General features: G+C 61.8%; 23 protein-coding genes. 11 read left to right on the forward strand and 12 right to left on the reverse strand.

What is annotated here, in order from left to right; translation table 11 throughout:
• The 4 genes from modA to B9Q17_RS14950 all read right to left on the reverse strand — a co-directional run.
• A partial coding sequence (gene modA, locus B9Q17_RS14935) for a molybdate ABC transporter substrate-binding protein (RefSeq protein WP_094625841.1) occupies positions 1-728 on the reverse strand: 728 nt, incomplete at its 3' end.
• Positions 662-1,594, reverse strand: a complete 933-nt coding sequence (locus B9Q17_RS14940) for an alpha/beta hydrolase (RefSeq protein WP_094625813.1) — start codon at positions 1,592-1,594, stop codon at positions 662-664. The genes modA and B9Q17_RS14940, both read right to left, overlap by 67 nt.
• Complete coding sequence (locus B9Q17_RS14945) at positions 1,560-2,543, reverse strand: sterol desaturase family protein (protein WP_094625814.1); 984 nt, start codon at positions 2,541-2,543, stop codon at positions 1,560-1,562. The genes B9Q17_RS14940 and B9Q17_RS14945 overlap by 35 nt, the downstream gene beginning before the upstream one ends.
• Before the next feature lie 106 nt (positions 2,544-2,649).
• On the reverse strand, positions 2,650-3,387 hold the full coding sequence (locus B9Q17_RS14950) for a glutathione S-transferase family protein (protein WP_094625815.1): 738 nt from the start codon (positions 3,385-3,387) through the stop codon (positions 2,650-2,652).
• Between the two features lie 150 nt (positions 3,388-3,537).
• On the opposite strand from B9Q17_RS14950, the gene B9Q17_RS14955 reads away from it, so the two are divergent.
• The 5 genes from B9Q17_RS14955 to B9Q17_RS14975 all read left to right on the forward strand — a co-directional run bounded on the left by B9Q17_RS14955 (position 3,538) and on the right by B9Q17_RS14975 (position 7,810).
• Positions 3,538-4,515 carry an META domain-containing protein gene (locus B9Q17_RS14955; protein WP_094625816.1) on the forward strand — a complete coding sequence of 326 codons (978 nt, stop codon included), beginning with the start codon at positions 3,538-3,540 and terminating at the stop codon, positions 4,513-4,515.
• An 82-nt stretch (positions 4,516-4,597) separates the two neighbouring features.
• A complete protein-coding gene (locus B9Q17_RS14960; protein ID WP_094625817.1) occupies positions 4,598-5,698 on the forward strand; it encodes a M14 family zinc carboxypeptidase in 1,101 nt (366 codons plus the stop codon).
• 1 nt (position 5,699) lies between these two features.
• Positions 5,700-6,440, forward strand: coding sequence for an alpha/beta fold hydrolase (locus tag B9Q17_RS14965; RefSeq protein ID WP_094625818.1), 741 nt, complete (start codon positions 5,700-5,702; stop codon positions 6,438-6,440).
• Between the two features lie 77 nt (positions 6,441-6,517).
• Positions 6,518-7,135, forward strand: coding sequence for a glutathione S-transferase family protein (locus tag B9Q17_RS14970; protein ID WP_022988440.1), 618 nt, complete (start codon positions 6,518-6,520; stop codon positions 7,133-7,135).
• 63 nt (positions 7,136-7,198) lie between these two features.
• On the forward strand, positions 7,199-7,810 hold the full coding sequence (locus B9Q17_RS14975; protein WP_094625819.1) for a DUF4202 domain-containing protein: 612 nt from the start codon (positions 7,199-7,201) through the stop codon (positions 7,808-7,810).
• Between the two features lie 132 nt (positions 7,811-7,942).
• Here B9Q17_RS14975 and trpC read toward each other — a convergent pair whose 3' ends face one another.
• From trpC to B9Q17_RS15015, 8 genes are all read right to left on the reverse strand, one after another.
• Positions 7,943-8,764 (reverse strand): indole-3-glycerol phosphate synthase TrpC, encoded by an 822-nt coding sequence (gene trpC, locus B9Q17_RS14980; protein WP_094625820.1) that lies wholly within the window; start codon positions 8,762-8,764, stop codon positions 7,943-7,945.
• 164 nt (positions 8,765-8,928) lie between these two features.
• A complete protein-coding gene (gene trpD, locus B9Q17_RS14985; RefSeq protein ID WP_094625821.1) occupies positions 8,929-9,957 on the reverse strand; it encodes an anthranilate phosphoribosyltransferase in 1,029 nt (342 codons plus the stop codon).
• A 15-nt stretch (positions 9,958-9,972) separates the two neighbouring features.
• Entirely contained in the window at positions 9,973-10,551 is a 579-nt protein-coding gene (locus B9Q17_RS14990; protein WP_094625822.1) for an aminodeoxychorismate/anthranilate synthase component II, read from the reverse strand.
• A 16-nt stretch (positions 10,552-10,567) separates the two neighbouring features.
• Entirely contained in the window at positions 10,568-12,055 is a 1,488-nt protein-coding gene (gene trpE, locus B9Q17_RS14995) for an anthranilate synthase component I (RefSeq protein WP_058341942.1), read from the reverse strand.
• Positions 12,056-12,291: 236 nt separating this feature from the next.
• Positions 12,292-12,981 carry a phosphoglycolate phosphatase gene (locus B9Q17_RS15000; protein ID WP_058341941.1) on the reverse strand — a complete coding sequence of 230 codons (690 nt, stop codon included), beginning with the start codon at positions 12,979-12,981 and terminating at the stop codon, positions 12,292-12,294.
• Entirely contained in the window at positions 12,978-13,664 is a 687-nt protein-coding gene (gene rpe / locus B9Q17_RS15005; RefSeq protein WP_022988433.1) for a ribulose-phosphate 3-epimerase, read from the reverse strand. The genes B9Q17_RS15000 and rpe overlap by 4 nt, the downstream gene beginning before the upstream one ends.
• 94 nt (positions 13,665-13,758) lie before the next feature.
• Positions 13,759-14,433 carry an N-acetylmuramate alpha-1-phosphate uridylyltransferase MurU gene (murU, locus tag B9Q17_RS15010; RefSeq protein WP_094625823.1) on the reverse strand — a complete coding sequence of 225 codons (675 nt, stop codon included), beginning with the start codon at positions 14,431-14,433 and terminating at the stop codon, positions 13,759-13,761.
• The gene (locus tag B9Q17_RS15015; protein WP_094625824.1) at positions 14,430-15,476 is read right to left on the reverse strand and encodes an aminoglycoside phosphotransferase family protein; all 1,047 of its coding nucleotides are present in this window, start codon (positions 15,474-15,476) and stop codon (positions 14,430-14,432) included. The genes murU and B9Q17_RS15015 overlap by 4 nt, the downstream gene beginning before the upstream one ends.
• A 240-nt stretch (positions 15,477-15,716) precedes the next feature.
• Here B9Q17_RS15015 and B9Q17_RS15020 point away from each other — a divergent pair, with 240 nt between their 5' ends.
• The 6 genes from B9Q17_RS15020 to B9Q17_RS15045 all read left to right on the forward strand — a co-directional run bounded on the left by B9Q17_RS15020 (position 15,717) and on the right by B9Q17_RS15045 (position 22,466).
• Complete coding sequence (locus tag B9Q17_RS15020; RefSeq protein ID WP_094625842.1) at positions 15,717-18,038, forward strand: LPS-assembly protein LptD; 2,322 nt, start codon at positions 15,717-15,719, stop codon at positions 18,036-18,038.
• A gap of 69 nt (positions 18,039-18,107) precedes the next feature.
• A complete protein-coding gene (locus B9Q17_RS15025; RefSeq protein ID WP_094625825.1) occupies positions 18,108-19,451 on the forward strand; it encodes a peptidylprolyl isomerase in 1,344 nt (447 codons plus the stop codon).
• The gene (pdxA, locus tag B9Q17_RS15030; RefSeq protein ID WP_058341936.1) at positions 19,448-20,458 is read left to right on the forward strand and encodes a 4-hydroxythreonine-4-phosphate dehydrogenase PdxA; all 1,011 of its coding nucleotides are present in this window, start codon (positions 19,448-19,450) and stop codon (positions 20,456-20,458) included. Before B9Q17_RS15025 ends, pdxA begins: the two co-directional genes overlap by 4 nt.
• Positions 20,455-21,285 (forward strand): 16S rRNA (adenine(1518)-N(6)/adenine(1519)-N(6))-dimethyltransferase RsmA, encoded by an 831-nt coding sequence (gene rsmA / locus B9Q17_RS15035; protein ID WP_022988427.1) that lies wholly within the window; start codon positions 20,455-20,457, stop codon positions 21,283-21,285. The genes pdxA and rsmA overlap by 4 nt, the downstream gene beginning before the upstream one ends.
• Positions 21,278-22,081 carry a symmetrical bis(5'-nucleosyl)-tetraphosphatase gene (locus tag B9Q17_RS15040; RefSeq protein WP_094625826.1) on the forward strand — a complete coding sequence of 268 codons (804 nt, stop codon included), beginning with the start codon at positions 21,278-21,280 and terminating at the stop codon, positions 22,079-22,081. Before rsmA ends, B9Q17_RS15040 begins: the two co-directional genes overlap by 8 nt.
• A complete protein-coding gene (locus B9Q17_RS15045) occupies positions 22,068-22,466 on the forward strand; it encodes a DUF423 domain-containing protein (protein ID WP_094625827.1) in 399 nt (132 codons plus the stop codon). Before B9Q17_RS15040 ends, B9Q17_RS15045 begins: the two co-directional genes overlap by 14 nt.
• Positions 22,467-22,468 lie beyond the last annotated feature (2 nt).

Raw genomic sequence — 22,468 nt, forward strand, 5'->3', positions numbered from 1 at the left:
AACATCCACGCCCGGGCCGCCGGATTATCCTCGCCGTGGCCCAGCAAAACAGCCTGTTGCCTGATGGGCGTGTGCAGATCATTCGGTACCAGCCACAGGGAGCCTTCCTCCTTCCATGCCCGCGTTTGGGCCAGTGCTACAAACCCTGAGACGGCATTGCCGGTGGCGACAAACTGGAAGGTCTGGGCAATGGAGTCGCCGCTGACCAGCGCGGGGCGGAGGGCTTGTGCGAGCCCGAGATTCTCCAGCACTTCCATGGCAGCGATGCCGTAAGGGGCGGTTTTCGGGTTGCCGATGGCCAGCCGCTCGGGTTGTCGGGCCAGCCAGGCCGTGCCATCGGTAAACAGATCGGGGGTTCTGCTCCAGAGCGCCAGCCGGCCCTCGGCATAGTCAAATCCTGTGCCGGCGACCGCCAGCCCCTGTTGTTCCAGTAACCGGGGGCGTTCCCGGTCTGCCGCCATAAAGGCATCAAACGGCGCGCGATGGCGGATCTGGGCATAGAGTTTGCCGGTAGAGCCGTAGCTGATGCGCAACTGGTGACCGGTCTGTTGTTCGAACAACGGCGCCAGCCGGTTCATGGTGCCGGTGAAGTTGGCGGCTACCGCCAGGGTGGCCGTTTCCGCGAGGGCTGCAGAATGGAAAACAAGCAGGGCAGTGCCGATCAGGCCGGCAAGGGCTCGGTGCAGGCGTTTTCCCGAACCGGAATACATTGCAGAAGGTGTTGCCATACGTCCTCGGCATTGAGTTCATTCAGCATCTCGTGGCGGCCTCCGTCAAACAGCCGGAAGGTCACCTTCTGGATGCCGGCTTCGCGGATCGCCCGGAAGTGCTGGCGGATACCCTTGCCCATCTCGCCCACCGGGTCATCGGTGCCGGCAAACAGGTGTACCGGAAGATCCTGCGGCCATTGTCCGGGATTGATGCCAAGCATACCAGTGATGAAATCATGCCACAGGCCGGCGCTGCACTCGAACCCGCACAGCGGATCTGCCCGGTAGCGGTCCACTTGTTGCGGGTCCCGGCTGAGCCAGTCGCAGTCGGTACGGTTAGGGCGGAAGTGCCGGTTGAACTGGCCGAAGGTCATGGCGCTTATGAGTTTGCTGTGGTGCCGGCGGCCGCGCAGCAGACGGATCAGCCAGACCAGTGCGGCGGACGCCCGCAGCTGGGGTTTGTGAATGCGGTTGGTGGCACTGAGCGCCAGTGTGTCGAGCTTGTCACCGTGCTGCGCAGCATAGCTCTGGGCGATGAACGACCCCATGCTGTGGCCCAGCAGGGTGACCGGCCGCTGCGGGAACTGCTGGCGGATGTGATCCACCACCAGGCCGAGATCGTCCACCACTTTCTGCCAGCCCTGGTGGTCTGCGTAGTGGCCCAGGTCTTCCGGACGGCAGTCCGGGCCATGGCCCCGGTGGTGGTAGGTGACCACCGCCACGCCCTGAGTACCCAGCCAGCGGGCCAGGCCGGCATAGCGGTTGCCGTGCTCGGCCATGCCGTGGCTGATCACTAAAGCCGCGCAGGGGGTGTCCGGGCAAAAAAGGGTGCCGGTTATCCGGTGTCCGTCAGTGGCGGTCAGGTTCAGGGTGGTTTCGCTCATGCAGGGTGCCCGGTTGTTCGCTGTTGCTGATGGTCGGGCGCTGCCACTCCGGTGGTCGCCACAAATGTCCGAGACGGGAGAGTAGACCGCCCGGACGGCTCATGTCGCGGAACATGTCCACATATTCGTGGGTCCAGAGCACAATCAGGTTGGTGGAATGGATTTGCCGGGTGATGCCGTACTCCGGCGGATTGGCATCGTTTTCCGGGGCAAAGGTGCCGAACAGCCGGTCCCAGATGATCAAGGTGCCGCCGTAGTTGCGGTCAATGTATTCCGGATTGCGGCCATGGTGTACACGGTGGTGGCTGGGGGTATTGAACACCCGTTCGATCCAGCCGGGCAGCCGGCCCACCAGCGTGGTGTGCACAAAGAACTGGTACACCAGCGAGAAGGCATAGGCCACGCCGATCCACACCGGGTTGAAGCCGATCAGGGCCATGGGCAGGTAGAACACCCACATACAGTTGAAAATGTTGGTGGCGTTCTGGCGCATGGCAGTGGAAAAGTTCATGCGTTCGGAGGAATGGTGCACCACGTGGGCCGCCCAGAACCAGCGCATGCGATGGCTGGCCCGGTGCATCCAGTAAAAGCAGAAATCCACGCCCAGGAAGGTCAGGAATCCGGTCAGCCAGTTCAGTTCCAGCTCGAACAGGCGGTAGTGATAGCAAAGCGCATAGACAGGAAAGGCTATGATGCCGGCAAACAGTAACTCGGTAACCTGGTAACCGGCGCCGAGGGCAAAGTTGCGGATGGCTTCGGCGGTATCCATCAGTTTCGGGTCGTGACGGATTTTCCGGTACTCCCAGAAGGTAATACCGATAAAGATGGGGGTGGCCACCATGAAAATCAGCTGCCGCTCATCCAGGGCCAGCGACGGGGCCAGTGTGTGCCAGAGTGCCAGCAGGCCGCTGTCTTCCAGTACGGCCCGCATCATGTCGAGTAATGCCATGGGAAACCTGTTTTGTTTTTATTCAGGTTTTATCTTGGCATAACCAACAATAAATGCACTGTCCTGTTGCGACAGCGGAGGTGACCTTTTCGGCCAACAGCCCCGGTTACCGGTGCTTGTGGTACACCTGCACCACCGGCTCCAGTTTCGGGCGCCAGTCTGCCAGCCAGGCCTGCACCGGTTTCGGGACCTTTGCCGGCTTGGGCCAGGGCACGGGATATTGCTCGGGCTGGAACAACGGGGCCAGCAGCGCTGCAGCGGTCAGGTCAGCCCGGGTGAACCGGTCACCCACCAGGTACGGCTGCCGCTCGTATACCTCTGCCAGCTCGGTAATCAGTTGCTCCAGGGTTTCCTGCGCGGCATCGGCGGTCTTCTGGTTAATCTTCATCCAGTTTCGCATGATCTCGTCCACCCGGCTGAAGGCCAGGCTGAGCAGGATGCGGTTGTAGAACGGTGTGCCGGCAGCCAGCAGCGGCACCACTACCTTCGGCCGTTGCAGGAAGTAGTGGTAGACCCAGGTGCGGATGGCCGCGCCAGCCAGTTCGTCCAGCTTTGTCTCCCAGCTGCGAACCTGTTCCTGCAGGGCCGGGTCTTCGGGCATCAGGGCGGGTTCCGGGAAAGTTTTATCCAGGTAGTCCAGGATCTCTGAAGAGCCCTGGATAATCTGGCCATCGTGGTCCAGCACCGGCACCGAGGACCCGGCCCGGGTCAGCTTCTTGATGGTTCTGGCGTGCTGGCCGGGAAGCAGGTTTACGGGCTGGTAACTGATGCCCTTGTAATCCAGGGCCCAGCGAACCTTTTCGGAATAGTGGGAGATGCAGAATTGGTAGAGTTTCATGGCCATGGTGATGATTCCCCTGAAATAGATGGCGCAAGGTTACCCTGTGCGGCCCCGGTACCACAACAGGCCGGTTCCGTGTGACTGGGCATGGTGAAGCTGGCCCGGAATCTTTAGACTAGCGCCCCGGAGTCTGGACCAAAATAGGACGTTGTGATGTTTAAGGGACGAATTTTTTCGCTGACCATTCTTGCCGGCTGCAGCCTTGTACTGGCAGCCTGCGCTTCCCAACCCAAAACCCTGGCCCTGTCGGACTATGGCAGTTATCGCTGCGGCCAGCTGGATATCCGGGTTGCCCCGGCTGAAGACGGCCAGCTTCTGGGCCTTGAGTATCTGGACCGCCGCGTATTGCTGAAACCGTCCCCCACCGACACCGGTGCCCTCTACGTGGCTCCGGGCGATACCTCCACCCGCTTCCTGGCCGAAGGCAAGCGGGCAACGCTGACGCTCAAGGGTGATCTGCTGCCGGAATGCCTGGAACCGGGCGCGATAGAATCCCAGTTTGAGGCCATCGGTGCCGACCCGGACTGGTCGGCGCTGATCGAGAACAACCGGATGACCCTGACCCCGCCGTACCAGCAGCAAGCGCTGAACGAGATCTGGCTGACCGAAACCCTGGCCAATCGACACGGCCGGACGTTTGAAGCGAAAACCGAAGCGCAGTCGCTGGAAGTGCGGGTGGCACACCAGCTGTGTGAAGTGGGCCTGGACAAGCGCCAGTATCCGTCCCAGATCCGGCTGACCCTGGACGGCAACAGCTTTGAAGGCTGTGGCGGCGACCGGGAGCGGCTGTTCCGGGGTGTGCAGTGGGTGGTAGAAGACCTGGCCGGTGCCGGGCTGATCGACCGCTCCATGGTTACCCTGCAGTTCCTGGGCAATGGCCGGGTGGCAGGGCGTGCATCCTGCAACCGGTTTATGGGCAATTACCGTTTGAGTGATGATGGATTGTCGTTCAGTACCCTGGGCAGCACCATGATGGCCTGCGCGCCGTCGCTGATGAACCAGGAGCGCAAGTACCTGGAATTGCTGGGGCAGGTGGTGGATGGCCGCATCGGTCGCCAGGGTGAATTGCTGCTGGAAACCGGCAACGGTGAGGTGATCAAGGCGTTCCCGGCGACCACCGACAACCTGTAACTCTCTTCCCCGGCCCGCCCGGTCAAATTTCTGCAGCATTTGCCGTCTACCCTGACAGGTCGATGCTGCAGAGAGACCAGCCATGACCGAATTGCGGGCCCTCACCCCCCACAGTGCCATTCCCGAACAACAGGCCGGCCGCGACCGCAACCAGAAGCGCCTGTTGCGCAGCTTCCTGCCGGAATTGGTGCAGCTGGAGCGACAGCTGGCCGAAGCCCCCGAACAGGTCACCACCACCGTCGCCGGCGAGGTTGCCGTGCGGGATCTGCACTTGCCCATCTACCGGGTGGACCTGGGTTCCACCCGGGACGATGTGCCGGCGGTGCTGATTGTCGGCGGAGTTCACGGCCTTGAGCGCATTGGTAGCCAGGTGGTGATGGCTTGGCTCGATTCCTTCCTGGCCCGGCTCGGTTGGGATGACCACCTGAACGCCTTGCTGGAGAAAGTCCGCATCACCCTGCTGCCGATCCTGAACCCCGGCGGTATGTACCTGAACCAGCGCGGCAACCCCAACGGTGTCGACCTGATGCGCAACGCGCCGATTACCGCCCAGGACCAGAGCGCCTTCCTGCTGGGTGGCCAGCGCCTGTCGCCGCGAATGCCCTGGTACACCGGCGATCCGGAGCAGGGCATGGAGCCGGAGAACCTGGCACTGGAAGCGGTGATTCAGGACCTGCTGCCGGGCCGGCCCTTCAGCGTGGCGCTGGACTGCCACTCCGGTTTCGGCTGGCAGGACCAGATCTGGTTTCCCTATGCCTATCGCCGCCGGCCCATGCGCCGCATCGGGTCGGTGATGGCCCTCAAGCTGATCTGGGAACAGGCTTACCCCAATCACCACTATCGTTTCGAACCCCAGTCGGCCCATTACCTGACTCACGGTGACCTGTGGGATTACTTCTACAAGCAGGTCAACCGCAGCAGTGACGGGGTGTTCCTGCCCCTGACCCTGGAAATGGGCTCCTGGAAATGGGTGCGCAAGCGCCCGCGCCAGCTGCTGCGGCTGGACGGGTTATTCAACCCGCTGGTACCCCACCGCCATCAGCGGGTGTTGCGCAGCCACCTGAGCTGGATAGACTTCCTGGTAAATGCGGCCAGCAGTTACCGGAACTGGTTGCCGGAGGGCGATGAAGAGTCCATGCTCAGGGAAGCCGCCATCATGCACTGGTACAGGGATAACCGATAACATGCACTGGATCCTCCTGCGGGGTCTTACCCGGGAACGGGCACACTGGGGCGACTTTCCCGAACGCTTGCGTGCGGCCTTTCCGGGCCAGCATTTCCACCTGGTGGACCTGCCCGGCACGGGCATCCATTACCGGGAAGCCAGCCCGGCCACAGTGCGTGCTATTCGCGAGCAGGTGTGCCGGCAGGTGAGCCATATTCCCCGGCCGTTCAGCATCCTGGCGTTGTCTATGGGGGGCATGGTGGCCCTGGACTGGGCCCAGCATGCCGAGCCCGGGGAATTACAGCACCTGGTGCTGATCAACACCAGTTCCGGTTTCAGCCGGCCCTGGCAGCGAATGCAGCCGGCGGCCTGGCCGAAGATCCTGCGTTTACTGGTTCGCCGTGAACTGTTCCATCGGGAACGGGACATCCTGCGCCTGACCTCCAGCCGGGATATTCCCCTGAGCCTGTGCAAGGCCTGGTACAGCATCCAGCGCCAGCGCCCGGTCTCGTTCACCAACGCCCGCAACCAGTTGCTGGCGGCTGCCCGTTTCAAACCCCTGGAAAAGCGCCCGATGGCCGATGCCCTGATACTGGCCAGCAAGGGCGACCGGATTGCCAGTTGGTACTGCAGTGCCGAACTGGAACGGCGCTGGTGCTGGACCCTGAAGCTGCACGCGGATGCCGGCCACGACCTGCCGCTGGATGAGCCGGAGTGGGTAATCCGGCAAATGGGTGACTGGATACCCGGCACCCGATAGTTTCTTGACGCAACCGTTTTTTCCGGTCAACCTGCTGTATTCAAAGCCCGTTTTTCTGCCAGGGAGCCAATAACAAGATGAAAATTTTCGAAACCCGGACTGCACCCAACCCCCGCCGCGTGCGTATGTTCATGGCCGAGAAAGGCCTGCTGGACAAGGCGGAATTTATTGAGATAGATATCCAGAAAGGCGAAAACCTGACGCCGGAATTCGTGGCCCGAAACCCCATGAAGAAAGTCCCGGTGATGGAACTGGACGACGGCACCTGCATTGCCGAAACCATGGCCATCTGCCGCTATTTTGAGGAAGCCTACCCGGATACCCCGAAACTGATGGGCGAGACTGCCGCCGAGAAAGCTCAGGTAGAGCAGTGGCTGCGCTGGCTGGAGTTCTATTTCTTCATGCCCACCGGCATGTGTTTCCAGCACACCACCGGCTACTTCAAGGACCGGATGAACCCCATCAAGGAATGGGGCGAAGAATGCGGGCAGGGCGTGGAAAAGTTCATGCACTTCCTGAACAAGCACCTGGAAGGCAAGGATTACATCTGCTGCGACCGCTTTACCGCGGCCGACATCAATGCCTTCACCACCGTAGCCTTCGCCCGGGTGGTGAATATCCGTATCAAGCCGGAGCAGACCAACCTGCAGGCCTGGTTCGACCGCATCAAGGCCCGGCCTTCGGCCCAGGCTTGATGCCAGCAGCCAGGATTGCCCAACAAAGCCACAACCCGGTCAGGATCAGCAACAGGACATGGTATGACGCAACAAACCTTGATGAACACACTGGAAGCCATCGACCGGGCCAATCAGGCAGACCCGAATACTGAGCAGGTAGACGGCCAGCAACTGCCCAGGGAATACGCCTACAGCCTGCACATGACCCGCTGGCTGTTCGCGCTGGAACCGGAACCTTCAGAGCGCATGCAGATTGCCTGCCGGGCCCAGCACCTGGAGCGCTGGACCATGCCCCGGAGCGACTATGGTGAGGGCCGCAAGAACTATTATCAATGGCGCCTGGCCTGTGGCCGGATGCACGGCCGCCGGGCGGCGGAGATTATGGCGGAATGCGGCTATCCGCAGGAAGAATGCGAGCGGGTAGAGACGATCATCACCAAGCGCAAGCTTCGGGAAGACGAAGATACCCAGTTGCTGGAAGACGTGGCCTGCATGGTGTTTCTGGAGCGGTACTTTGCCGGGTTCTTCGAAGACAATCCGGATTTCGACAAGGAAAAGTGGCTGCGCATCGTGCGCCGCACCTGGGACAAAATGAGCCCCCGGGCCCACGAAGCAGCACTTAAACTGGCGGAAGGCATGCCCGCGCATCTGCTGGAATTGCTACAGGAGGCCCTGGCTGAGCCGGAGAGTTGATCCGGGTGCACAGGCTGGCGGGTACCTTCTGCCAAAATACGCTGTAAATACCTCCCTGTACGCTCGGCTCCGCCATCCCTGGCTACGCACGATTTTGGCAGAAGGTACCCGTCAGCCTGTTCTGACTGTGAGTTAGCCCTCCGGGAAGAAAAGCTCCTGCAATTTCTCCCCGGGTTCCGGCGCCCGCATAAAGGATTCCCCCACCAGGAACCCGTAAATGCCGCGGCTGGTCATGGCTTCCACATCGGCGCGGGTCATGATGCCGCTTTCGGTAATCGTCAGTCGGTCATCGGCAATACGGTGGTGCAGTTCAAAGGTGGTTTCCAGAGAGACCTCAAAGTTGTGCAGGTTCCGGTTGTTGATACCCACCAACGGCGTGCTCAGGGTCAGCGCATCGTCCAGCTCCTCGCCATCATGCACTTCCACCAACACATCCAGCCCGATCTCATGGGCAATGCCTTCCAGTTCCTGCATCTGGTCCTTGGTCAGGCACGCGGCAATCAGCAGGATGCAGTCGGCACCAATGGCCCGGCTTTCATACACCTGGTAGGGCGCCACCATGAAGTCCTTGCGGATCACCGGCAGGCTGCAGGCCGCTCGGGCGGCTTTCAGGTAGTCTTCGTGGCCCTGGAAGAAATCGTGGTCGGTAAGCACTGACAAGCAGGCTGCGCCGCCTTTCTCGTAGCTCTCGGCAATACGTTCCGGTTCAAACGGATCGCGCAGGATGCCTTTGCTCGGAGAGGCTTTTTTGATCTCGGCGATCACGGCAGGCTTCTGCGCTTCAATGCGAGTCCGCAGTGCGTTCGCGAACCCACGTGCCGGGGCTTGGTCACCCGCGATAGCCTTCAGGTCAGCAATGGAAACCTTCGGCTTCCGTTCGTCAATTTCCTCCCATTTCCGGTCAACGATTTTCCGAAGAATAGTGGGAGTCTTATCCAAATGTCTGTCAGTCATAGCAGGCCCGTAAATAGTTTGCGAGAGCGGCTGGGGAGGGGCGTTCCAAAACTGTCTGCAGCCAGGGATGGCTGCAGTCAAGCCCTACAGGGACGTACTTGTGGGCGTGTTTTGGAACGCCCCTCCCCAGCCGGTCGTCCGGCACCGAATTCAACAGGCCGGGATTAAAAGCACTGAGAAAAGTCAGCCAGCTCAGACATCTTGCCGGCCGCCAGGCCAGAACCCATCGCGTCCAGCGCCATATCCACGCCTTCTTTGGTGGTCTTGGCCAGGCCGGCAACATAGATAGCCGCGCCGGCGTTCAGGGCGATCATGTCGCGGGCTTTTTCGGTGGTTTCGTCGTGGTTGCGACCGAAAGCGGCCTTGATCAGTTTCAGGGATTCGTCGGAGGAATCCACTGTCAGGCCCACCAGCGACTGGCTCTTGATGCCCAGGTCTTCCGGGGTCAGGTCGTATTCGGTGATTTCGCCGTCTTTCAGTTCAGCAACGTGGGTCACTGTCGCCAGGCTGATTTCATCCAGGCCATCTTTGGAGCAGACGACCATGATGTGTTCCGCGCCCAGGCGCTGCATCACTTCTGCCATCGGGCGGCACAGTTCCCTGGTGAACACACCAATCAGCTGACGGGTGACGCCGGCCGGGTTGGTCATGGGGCCGAGGATGTTAAAGATGGTCCGGCAGCCCAGTTCCTTGCGGGGGCCGATGGCGTGTTTCATGGCACCGTGGTGGGACGGGGCGAACATGAAGCCGACGCCGATCTGCTCCACGCAGCGGGCTACTTCTTCCGGTTTCATGTCCAGGTTGATGCCGGCCTTTTCGATCAGGTCGGCGCTGCCGCTTTTGGAGGACACGCCGCGGTTACCGTGCTTGGCCACATAACCGCCGGCGGCGGCCACTACAAAGGCGGATGCCGAGGAGACGTTGAACAGGTTGGCGCCATCGCCCCCGGTGCCCACGATATCCACCAGCGGGCTGGCGTTGATTTCCACCTTGGTGGCCAGTTCGCGCATCACTTCGGTGGCGCCGGTGATTTCGTCGATGGTTTCGCTTTTCAGACGCAGGCCCATCAGGAAGGCACCGATCTGGGCGTCTGTGGCCTCGCCGTTCATCACAATACGCATCACATCCTTCATCTCGTCCCGGGACAGGTCCAGGTTGGAGGCAATGCGGTTCAGGGCTTGTTTCATGTCCATGGGGTCGGCCTCTTGTTATGTTCTCAGGAAGTTGCGCAGCAGTTCGTGGCCCTGCTCGGTCATGATCGACTCGGGGTGGAACTGCACGCCCTCGATGGGCAGGGTCTTGTGGCGCACGCCCATGATTTCTTCTACGGAGCCGTCGTCGTTGCGGGTCCAGGCGGTCACTTCCAGGCAATCGGGCAGGGTGTTTTTGTCGATCACCAGGCTGTGGTAACGGGTAGCCTGCAAGGGATTGTTCAGGCCGCGGAACACGCCTATATCATTGTGGTACACCGCCGACACCTTGCCATGCATCACCCGCCCGGCGCGGATGATATCGCCGCCGTACACCTGGCCAATGGACTGGTGGCCCAGGCAAATGCCCAGGATCGGCAGCTTGCCGGCGAAGTGGCGAATGGCGTCCATGGAGATGCCCGCCTCGTTGGGCGTGCAGGGGCCCGGGGAAATCACCAGCCGCTCGGGCTTCAGGGCTTCAATCTGCTCAATGGTGATTTCATCGTTCCGGTACACCTGCACATCAGCACCCAACTCGGCCAGGTACTGCACCACGTTGTAGGTGAAGGAATCGTAGTTATCGATCATCAGCAACATAATCTGTTCCTCCGCCTCAGTGGTCGTAGTCGTTGTAGGTCATGGCCACAGCCTTGAAGATGGCCCGGCCCTTGTTCATGGTTTCTTTCCATTCGAGGCGGGGAATGGAGTCTGCCACCACGCCGGCGCCGGCCTGGATGTGCAGGGTATTGTCCTTGATCACGGCAGTGCGGATGGCGATGGCGGTGTCCATGTTGCCGTTAAACGACAGGTAGCCCACGGCGCCGCCGTAAACGCCGCGCTTCACCGGCTCCAGCTCGTCGATGATTTCCATGGCCCGGATTTTCGGGGCGCCACTCAGGGTGCCGGCGGGCAGGGTCGCGCGCAGCACATCGAGGCAGCTGGTGCCCTGTTTCAGGCGACCGGTGACGTTGGAGACAATGTGCATCACGTGGGAATAGCGCTCGACGATCATCTTGTCGGTGAGCTTGACGGTGCCGGTTTCCGAGACGCGGCCGGCGTCGTTGCGGCCCAGGTCGATCAGCATCAGGTGCTCGGCGATTTCTTTCGGGTCGGCCAGCAGTTCGTTTTCCAGCGCCTTGTCTTCGGCCTCGGTAGCGCCGCGCTTGCGGGTGCCGGCGATCGGGCGCACCGTCACTTCTTCGTCTTCTACCCGGGCCAGGATTTCCGGCGAGGAACCAACAATGTGGAAGTCGCCCAGGTCGAGGAAGTACATGTACGGCGATGGGTTCAGTACCCGCAGCGAGCGGTACAGGTTCAGGGGCGGTGCCTCGAACGGGATCGACATGCGCTGGGAAATGACGGTCTGCATCACGTCGCCGTCCAGCACATAACCCTTGATCTTGTTCACCGCCGCTTCAAATTTTTCCTGGCTGAAGCCGGACAGGAAATCGCTTTCGCTGATCATCTTGCCGCGCAGGTGTTCCGGGGTGCGGGGCGCGTTGGCGGTCTGCCGGTGCAGCTGGTTTTCCAGTTCGTCGATGCGGGCCTGGGCGTGCTCGTAGGCGTCCGTGGCGGATGGGTCCGCATGCACAATCAGGTGCAGTTTGCCGCGCAGGTTGTCGAACACCACGATTTCGTTGGACACCATCAGCAGGATATCCGGGGTGCCGATCTTGTCGGGCGGGCAGCTGTTGCGCAGGCGCTTTTCGATGTAGCGCACGGTGTCGTAGCCGAAATAGCCCACCAGGCCGCCGTTGAAGCGGGGCAGTTCGGGCAGGTCCGGGGCGTTGAAACGCTGCTGGTATTCATCGACGAAGGCCAGCGGGTCGTCCACTTCCGCCTGCTCGACCACTTCGCCGTTACGGCTCACTTCAATGCGGTGGTCAAAGACTTTCAGCACTTCCTGGCTGGGCAGGCCAATGATGGAATAACGGCCCCATTTTTCACCGCCCTGTACCGATTCGAACAGGTAGGAATAGGGCCCGCTGGCCAGTTTCAGATAGGTGCTGAGGGGAGTGTCCAGGTCCGCCAGTACTTCGCGGTACACAGGGATGCGGTTATAGCCGGCTTCAGCGAGCTCGCGGAATTGCTCGGGTGTCATGGTTCGGTTTCCTGAAATCTGATCTGCGTTTTGTCAGAACGGTGTTACACCGTTGTGACAGGTGGTGCGGGCATGCAGGCGTGTGCCATCAGCCCCGTGGCTTGCTCAGCCGGTGCGCCATCGCCACCATCGTGTTGCGCGGGTTGTCAGGATGCCTCGCGCTGCAGTCAGATTCAGTCCCTGCACGGCAGGAATCTCCCGAAATGATGTGTTCAAAGTAAAACGTCCTTGCGAGATTACAAAAGCTGGGCCAGCGAATCAACAACCGCGTCGGCACCGAGGCTGTTTACCGAGCCCCCGAAGTTGTAACCATAGCGCACGGCCACGCAGGGAATGCCGGCGGCCTGGGCGGCGTTAACGTCTGCGGCGGAGTCACCCACCATCACGGTGGTGCCCCGGGTGCCGCCCAGTTGTTCCATGGCGTAGAGCAGCGGTGCCGGGTCCGGTTTCTTCACTTCCAGGGTATCGCCGCCCACCCAGATCCGGAAGTACTGGTCCAGCCCGGTCTTGTTCAGCAGCGGGGCCACGAATCGGTCCGGCTTGTTGGTCACCACGGCCATTTTGCAGCGCAGGCTGCGCAGGTGGTTCAGGCACTCGGTTACGCCGTCGAACACGACGGCATTGCGGCCGTTAATCTGGCCGTAGGCGTGGTAGAAGATTTCCAGCGCGTCGTTGTAAAGGATTTCGTCTTTCAGTGCCGCGGGTTCCCAGTCGGTTTTGTCAGCCAGGGCCCGGCGCACCAGGATGCCGGCACCGTTGCCGACCCAGTTGCGCACTTTCTCCAGACCGGCGGGCTTGCGGCCCAGGTGTTCCAGCATCTGGTCGACCGCCGCGGCCAGGTCTGGCGCGCTGTCTACCAGGGTGCCGTCCAGGTCGAACAGGGCAACGCCGGGCCAGCGGGGATTAAACAGACCTTTCAGGCTCATCCGCCAATCACCTTGCGGGCCTGTTCCAGCTCGGCGCGCATGGCATCGATGGTGGCTTTGTAATCCGGCGTGTTGAAGATGGCGGAACCGGCCACGAAGGTGTCGGCACCGGCTTCGGCGATTTCCCGGATGTTGTCGGTCTTCACGCCGCCGTCGATTTCCAGCCGGATGTTGTAGTTGCTGGCATCAATCTTCTTGCGGGCTTCCCGAAGTTTGTCCAGGGTGCCGGGGATGAACTTCTGGCCACCAAAGCCCGGGTTCACCGACATCAGCAACACCATGTCGAGCTTGTCCATCACGTAATCCATGTAGCTCAGGGGCGTGGCCGGGTTGAACACCAGGCCGGCCTTGCAGCCGCCGTCGCGGATCAGTTGCAGGGAGCGGTCGATGTGCTTGCTCGCCTCCGGGTGAAAGGTGATGTAGCTGGCGCCGGCGTCGATGAACATGCGGATCAGGTCGTCTACCGGCGATACCATCAGGTGCACGTCGATGGGGGCGGTTACGCCGTGCTTGCGCAGGGCTTCGCACACCATGGGGCCGATGGTCAGGTTGGGCACGTAGTGGTTGTCCATGACATCGAAGTGCACCACATCGGCGCCGGCGGCAAGTACGTTATCAACTTCTTCGCCCAGCCGGGCAAAGTTGGCGGAGAGGATGGACGGCGCAATCAGATAGGGGTTCATCGTGGCTCTCTCGATCAGGTGATTCGTCGGCTGAATGGAATGGGGCAAGTCTACCAGCTTGGCGCGGCTTTTCGCAGCGCGGGTGCTACGGATATCAGCGCAATTTGCGATCCAGTTCTGCTAATCGCTCCGGAGTACCTATGTCCATCCACTGGCCTCGATGGTGCAGGCCCCGCACCCGCCCGGCCACCATGGCGCGGCGAAGCACAGGCCCCAATTTGCCGGCGCTGTCGTCCAGGCCGGTAAACAGCCGCCGGTGCAGCAGGCTGATGCCGGTGAAGGTAAGTTTGTCCTTGCCTTCGCTGGCCAGAGTGCCGTCTTTCTGCAGGGCGAAGTCGCCGTCAGAATGGTGTGCCGGGTTGTCAGTGACGACCAGCAGTGCATCGCAATCTGGAGTGGCGGGCGATTGCAGTTCGGCCAGGGGGAAGTCTGTCCAGATGTCGCCGTTGATCACCAGGAACCAGTCTTCCCCGCCGCCGGTCAGCAGGGGCAGGGCGCGGACAATGCCGCCGGCGGTTTCCAGTGGTTCGCCTTCCGGGGAATAACGGATCGTGAGGCCGAATGCCTCGCCGGTGCCCAGGGCCTGTTCGATCTGTTGCCCAAGCCAGGCGTGGTTGATGACCACGTCGCGAAAGCCGGCCCGGTGCAGGTTTTCCAGGTGGTAGGCAATCAGCGGTTTGCCGCCGGCTTCGAGCAGGGGTTTCGGGGTGGTGAGGGTCAGCGGGCGCATGCGCTCGCCTTTGCCTGCTGCCAGGATCATCGCTTTCACGGCTGGCGGGCCTCCGCAGCCGGCAACGGGCCAATGCGTTCTTCGATGGCGGGAATCACCACCTCGCACAGCCATTCGTGGAAGTGCCGGAAGGCTGGCTGGCGGGCGCTGGCGTCGCGGATGTAGCGGACGGTTCTGGGAATGTCGGCCAGGTAGCCGGCCTTTCCGTCCCGGATGGCCAGCCGGGCAAAGATGCCGGCGGCTTTCAGGTGCCGTTGCATGCCCATCAGTTCAAACCACTGCCGGAAGGTGTCGGCATCGGCCCGGTGCAGCCCGGCGTCCAGGCTGGCCTGGCGATAATGTTCCAGCCAGTTAGCGATATCGGCTTCCGGCCAGTGCACGTAGCAGTCTTTCAGCAAGGAGACTGCATCGTAGGTTACCGGGCCGGTCACGGCATCCTGGAAGTCGATCACCCCGGGGGCGGCCTGGCCCGGGCGAATCAGCAGGTTGCGGGAGTGGTAGTCGCGGTGCACGGTCACTTCCGGCTGGGCCAGGGCGCTTTCTTTCAGCAGGCCGAAGGCGGTTTCCAGCAACGCCCGGTCCTGGTTGTCCAGCTTCAGCTCCAGGTGCTGTTCCAGCAGCCAGTCCGGAAACAGGGCCATCTCCCGGTCCAGCAGGGCGTCATCATAGGCCGGCAACGGATAATTCGCGGGCGGTGGCATTTGCCCGATTCGCACCAGTTCGTCCAGCGCCTGGCGGTACAGGGTGTCGGCGCTGTCGCCATCCAGTTCTGCGAGCATCAGCCGATCACCGAAATCTTCCAGCAGCAACAGCCCCTGTTGCAGATCCTGCGCCTCGATGGCCGGCACATGCACGCCGTGGCGATGCCAGTGCTCGGCGATGGCGACGAAGGGCCGGCAGTCTTCGTGTGCCGGCGGGGCATCCATGACAATAAACGGTGTTCGGGGCTGGCCCGGCATTTCCCGCCACACCCGGAAGTAACGGCGGAAACTGGCGTCACCGGAAACCGGTTCCGGGCTGGCGCTGTTGAAACCGGGAATTTGCCTGACCCAGTCGGTCAGCAGTTGCAGGCGGGTATCCATGGTTGTCGGGTGCGTCCTGAGTTGTCTTTGGTGTCCGGGAACGTTAGCAGAGGAGTATAAAGAGGGTAAAACGGATTTGCAGCGGGGTTTCCGTTAACAACCCCGGGGGGCGCGTGTAAACTAGGCAGCTGTTTTTAGTGTCAGTCGCCATTTATCCGGAACAGGAATATTGCCGTCGTGCCCAGCCGTTACCGTCACCTGTTATGGTTCAAGCCCCGTTGCGGCGGGCTTTTGCTGGCGATGGCCCTGGTGCCGGCAGCAGGCCTGGCCCAGGATGCCGGCAAGCAGGCGCCGAGTGCGGCCGAGATCGACTGGCGGCCCCGCAGCCAGTTACCGGCTGAAGTACAGGCTGGTTTGCCGGTCTTCTGCGATGGCGGTTACCTGCCTTCCGGCACCGCCGGCGGCGCCATGCCAGTGTTGCCGGCCGGTGAGACCGAGGCACCTCTGGAGGCCAGTGCGCTCAGTGCCCGCTACGAGCTGGATGCGGAGCTGTACCTGCAGGGGGATGTAAGGCTGCGCCAGGGCAGCTTCCAGGCCTCCGGCTCGGAGGCACGATACGACACCCGCTCCGGAAGCCTGAACCTGCAGGGGCCTCTGGTGAGCCGGGGCGAAGGCTTCCTGCTGACCGGTAAAGACGCCCGCTACTCCACCGAAAGCGGTCAGCTGGATATCAACACCGCCACCTTCCTGCTGCACGAATCCGAGATGCGCGGCGAGGCATCGTCCCTGTCGCGCATTGGTGAAAACCAGGTGCTGATTACCGATGGCCTGCTGACCACCTGCGGCCCGGGCCAGAACGATTGGGCCATCGTTGCCTCGGATATCGAGCTGGACCAGGCTGAAGGCTTTGGCACCGCCAGGCATGTGCGCCTTGAGGTGCTGGATGCCCCGGTGTTCTACTGGCCCTACATCAGTTTCCCCATTGATGACCGCCGCAAGACCGGTTTTCTGTACCCGCAGTTCGGCTCGTCCAGTGCCGGTAGCGGCGCCTTCCTGGCCTTGCCCTATTACCTGAACCTGGCGCCCCACTACGACGCCACGCTCACGCCTCAGTACATTCATGGCCGGGGCCTGTTTACCGAACTGGAAGGCCGGTATCTGAGCCGGTTCGGGGAGTCGGTGCTGCAGCTGGGCTACATCGATGACGATTCCTACTACAAAGACGAGAATCCGGGCGCGGACGGCCAGCGCTGGGCCCTGGATCTGTCGACCCGGGCAGCCTTCGGCGGTGGCTGGACCGGTTACGGCGACTACTCGGTGGTGTCTGACGAAGACTACCTGAGCGACCTGAACCGCTCCCTGGAAATTGACCAGGCGACTCACCTGCAGCGTCGCGGTGGTGTACGTTATTCCGACCAGAACCAGTATTTTGATGCCTACCTGAATGGCTACCAGACCATTGCCGAACGTATTGCCGACGTCAACAAACCCTATAACCTGTTGCCGGAAGTGCTGTATGCCGGAACCACTGAAGTGGGGGCCTTCGAGGCGGGCATCGAAAGCCAGTACTCCTGGTTCTATCGGGATAACGAAAACCTGACCGGCCTGAACCGGGCCAATGGCCAGCGGGTGCGGGCGATTCCTGAACTAGCCCTGCCCATGCGCGCGCTCTGGGGCTTCAGCCGGCCGTCGGTGAGCCTGGATTACACCCGCTACGACCTGGAAGACTACACGCTCGGCAACAGCAGTTTTGACCGTACGGTGCCGGTGTTCGAGTGGGACAACGGCCTGTACTTTGACCGCCGCTCCAGCCTGTTCGATATTCCCTATAACCAGACCCTGGAACCCCGGCTGTATTATGCCTGGGCTGATGCAGAGGCCGACCAGAACGACATCCCGGATTTTGACACCGGCCTGAAAAGCTTCCGATTCGACCAGTTGTTCCAGCGCGATCGCTTCACCGGCGGTGACCGGGTAGGGGACGCCAACCAGCTGACCGTGGCCCTGACCAGTCGCTTCAACGACCTGCTGACCGGCGCCGAGCGGGCCCGGGTCAGTATTGGCCAGGTGCGCTATTTTGATGACCGGGAAGTGAGCCTGTTCGGGCAGGGTGCTTCTGACCGAAGTAACTCGCCGCTGGCCGGTGAGCTGGTGCTGAACCCGGTTGATAACCTGGAAATCCGCAGCTCCGGCCTGTGGGACCATGACACCCAGAGAACCGAGGAAGGCCGCAGCCAGCTGATTTTCCATTCCGAGGATTATCGGTACCTGGCAACGCTGGGCCATACCTACAGCCGGCCCGATGACATTGAACAGACCGATGTAGGTGCCGTGTTGCCGGTCACCAACCGGGTCAGTGCCATCGGCCGCTGGGTGTGGGATTCGGAACTGGACCGTACCGTGGGTACCCTGGCCGGACTGGAATACAACAACTGCTGCTGGAGTGTGCAGGTAGTGCACCAGAACTACCTGACCGACGATGAAGAACTGGATACCCGACTGCTGTTCCGGATCGAGCTGAAAGGCCTGGGCGGCAGTGGCGGAGCATCTGACAACATTGCCGATGCCATCTACGGCTATGACGAGCGCGAGCGCCGCCGTTTCGGAACTCAGCGCCGCTAAAACGAACCAATACCGTTAGCCGGGCCTTGCCTGGCTGACGACCCGGAATGCACAAACCAAGAGGTGACTATGAAGGCGACTTTACGCCACGGACTGACCCTGCTGCTGACCATGGCCATGATGACCATGTCGTTGGCGGTACAGGCTGAACGCAAGCTGCTGGACAGGGTGGTCGCCATTGTCGACGACGATGTCATCCTGCAGACCCAGCTGGAAGCCCGGGTGAACACCATTGTGGGCCGGCTGAGTGCCCAGGGTACCGGCCTGCCACCACGCCAGATGCTGGAGCAGCGGGTACTGGAACAGCTGATTGCTGAATCCGTCCAGCTGCAGATGGCGGACAAAATGGGCATGCGCATCAGCGATAACGAGCTGAACGAAACCCTGGCCAACATCGCCCGCAGCAATGGCATGACCATGGCCCAGTTCGAAAGCCAGCTGGCGGAAGAAGGTGTGACCTACCAGCAGGCCCGGGAGCAGATCCGCAACGAGATGCTCACCAGCCGGGTGCAGCAGCGCCAGGTGGGCAACCGGGTGCGCATTACCGACAACGAAGTGGAAAACTACCTGCAAGCCCAGGCCGGTGCCGGCAGCGATGGTGCTGAATACCGCCTGGCCTATATCTTTATCCAGGTAGACGAGCCGGGTAACGAGGCGTCTGTGCGCCAGGCCCGTAACCTGGCGGATAACCTGCGCCAGCAGATTCTGGATGGCCGGGATTTCCGGGAAGTAGCTGTTGCCGAATCCGATGCCAGCAACGCCCTTGAGGGTGGTGATATGGGCTGGCGCTCTGAGAGCCAGCTGCCGTCACTGGTGGCGCCGGTGGTGCCGGGCCTGGAGCCGGGTGTGCCGTCTGCCGTGCTGGAGAACAACAGCGGCTTCCACCTGGTGATGGTGATGGACAAACGTGGTGGCGAGCAGCAGCAGATTATCGAACAGCACAAGGTTCGCCACATCCTGGTTCGCCCGTCGGCAGCGGTGACCGAGGCCCAGGCCGAGCAGCGGATCCGCGATATCTACCGACAGTTGCAGGACGGTGCCGACTTTGCCGAACTGGCCCGTGAGCTGTCAGACGACCCGGTATCCGGCTCCGATGGCGGCAACCTGGATTGGGTGAGCCCGGGCCAGATGGTCCCCGAGTTTGAGCAGGCCATGCTGGATGCCGACGTGGGTGAAATCTACGGCCCCGTGCGCTCCCAGTTCGGCTGGCATATTCTGCAGGTTCAGGAACGTCGCAAGCAGGATGTCACCGCCGAGGCCCGCGAATCCCAGGCCCGCCAGGCCATCTATCAGCGCAAGTTCGAGCAGGAACTGCAGAACTGGCTGCGGGAAGTCCGTGATGAAGCCTTCGTGGAGTTCAAGGGCGAGTTCGCCGATATGAACCCGCAAAGCGAGGAAGCAGACCCGTCATGAGTACACCGGTCATCCTGGCGCTGACGGCGGGCGAGCCGGCCGGCATCGGCCCGGAACTGTGCCTGCAGCTGGCTACCGAAGCCCGGGACGCCGGGCTGGTGGTGATTGCCAGTCGCGAGTTGTTACAGGCCCGGGCCAGCGCGCTTGGCCTTGAGGTCCAGCTTCACGACTGGCAACCGGGCATGGTGCCGGAAATCCGGGCCGGACACCTGTCGGTTCGGCATGTGGATGGTTGCCAGTCAACGCTAGCCGGGCAGCTGGATGCCGCCAACAGCCAGTATGTGCTGGATACCCTGACCGTTGCGGCCAGGGGCTGCCTGAACGGCGACTTTGACGGCATGGTCACCGCGCCGGTGCACAAGGGCGTGATCAACGAAGCCGGCATTGTCTTCAGCGGCCACACCGAATTCCTGCAGGAGTTGTGTGGCGTTGAACGGGTGGTGATGATGCTGGCCACGGAAGAACTCCGGGTGGCGCTGGTAACCACCCACTTACCCCTGAAAAACGTATCGGCGGCCATCACGCCGCAGCGCCTGACCCAGGTAACCCGTATTCTCAATGCCGACCTGCAAACCTTCTTCGGCATTGAGCAGCCGCGCATCCTGGTGGCGGGCCTGAACCCCCACGCAGGGGAAGGCGGCCACCTGGGCCGGGAAGAAATCGAGGTGATCGAGCCAACCCTGGAACAGTTGCGCGCCGAAGGCACACAGCTGACCGGGCCGCTGCCGGCGGATACCCTGTTTACTCCGCACTGGCTGGACAATGCCGATGCGGTATTGGCCATGTACCACGACCAGGGCCTGCCGGTGCTGAAATTCCAGGGCTTTGGCCGTGCCGTAAACATCACCCTCGGGTTGCCCATTGTCCGCACCTCGGTCGACCACGGCACCGCGCTTGACCTGGCCGGCACCGGCAAGGCCGACGCCGGCAGCCTGCACACCGCCATTCGGGTGGGCGAGCATATGGCCCGCTGCCGCAAGGCCGCACAGGCCGGAGAATCATCATGAGTAACAAACACGGCCACCAGGCCCGCAAGCGCTTCGGCCAGAACTTTCTGCACGATCCGGGCGTGATCGAACGCATTGTCCGTTCCATCAACCCCAAGCCGGACGATGCCATTGTCGAGATCGGCCCCGGCCTGGGCGCCATCACCGAAGAGATCCTGGCGATCAATCCGCGCCTGCAGGTAGTGGAGCTGGACCGGGACCTGATCCCGGTGCTGCGCACCAAGTTTTTCAACTACCCGGAATTTCAGATTCACGAGGCCGACGCCCTGAGCTTCGATTTTCGTGAGCTGATGACCGACCGCCCCCTGCGCATTGTCGGCAACCTGCCGTACAACATTTCCACCCCGCTGATTTTCCACCTGCTGGAGCAGAGTGGCGTGGTGCAGGACATGCACTTCATGCTGCAGAAAGAAGTGGTCCAGCGGCTGGCGGCGGTACCCGGCGACAACAACTACGGCCGCCTGGGCATCATGGCCCAGTATTTCTGCAAGGTGCAGCCGCTGTTTGAAGTCGGCCCCGGCGCCTTCCGCCCGGCCCCGAAGGTGGACTCCGCCATTGTCCGGCTGGTGCCCCACAAAGAACTGCCGCACCCGGCGAAAGACCTGAAAACCCTGCAGGCCGTGGTGCGTACTGCCTTCAATGCCCGTCGCAAAACCCTGCGCAAGGCGTTGGGGGCGATGGTAACGGTGGAGCAGTTGCAATCCCTCGGCATCAACGACGGATTACGCCCGGAAAACCTGAGCCTGGCGGACTATGTAAAGATTGCGGATTTGCTGGTGGACAGCGGCGCCGCGCCGGCCGGGAACAACGAGGTAAGTAATGACTGACTACGCCATCGGCGATATTCAGGGTTGCTATGACCGCCTGCGGGACGTGCTGGCCAAGGTGGATTTTTCACCGTCCCGGGACCGGCTCTGGGTGGCCGGTGACCTGATCAACCGGGGGCCATCCTCGCTGGAAACTCTGTGCTACATCGAAAGCCTGGGCAGTTCCGCGGTGGTGGTGCTGGGTAACCATGACCTGCACCTGCTGGCGGTAGCGCTCGGTGGCCACAGCCCGAAGAAGAAAGACACCCTGCACGACATTCTGGAAGCCCCGGACCATGAGCGGCTGATTCACTGGCTGCGCCAGCAACACCTGTGTGTGCACGATGCCGATCGCAACCTGCTGATGGCCCACGCAGGCCTGCCCCATATCTGGAGCGTGGAACAGGCCGTGGCCTGTGCCCGGGAAGTGGAAACGGTGATCCGCGGCGACAATGCCGGCGAATACTTCAGCCAAATGTATGGCAATCAGCCCGAACGCTGGTGTGATACCCTCACCGGCATGGATCGCTGGCGGGTGATCACCAATTACTTCACCCGTATGCGCTTTATTGCACAGGATGGCAGCCTGGAACTGGCCACCAAGGAAGCTGCTGCCAACGCCCCGGAAGGTTTCGCACCCTGGTTTACCTACCCGCGCAAGGACGACGTAACTGTGGTGTTCGGCCACTGGGCGGCCCTGGAAGGTAAAACCGGCAGCGAACGGTTTATCGGCCTGGACACCGGCTGTGTATGGGGCGGTGCCCTGACCATGATGAACCTGGATACCGGAGAAAAAATTCACTGTGACTGCAGCTGACAGTAACACCCGGATTGTACGCTGGGCACTGGTAGCCGGCGCCGTTGCCGGTTTGCTGGCGGTGATGGCCGGCGCTTTCGGTGCCCACGGCTTGCGTAACCTGGTGAGCGAACGGGGCCTTGAAGTGTTCCAGACCGCGGTCAGCTACCAGATGTACCACGCTCTGATCCTAGTCGTGGCCAGCCTGATGCCGGTACTCGGCCTGCCCCGGAAACTCCTGGCTGTGGCCTGCGGCTTCTGGCTGGTGGGCATCCTGCTGTTCAGCGGCAGTCTGTACCTGCTGGTGCTGACAGGAACCCACTGGCTTGGGCCGGTTACTCCGGTAGGCGGGCTGTGTTTCATGGTGGGCTGGGCACTGTTGGCCATCGCAGCCCTGAAGAAATAACA

The sequence above is a fragment of the Marinobacter vinifirmus genome (assembly GCF_002258215.1).
Taxonomy (GTDB): Bacteria; Pseudomonadota; Gammaproteobacteria; order Pseudomonadales; family Oleiphilaceae; genus Marinobacter; species Marinobacter vinifirmus.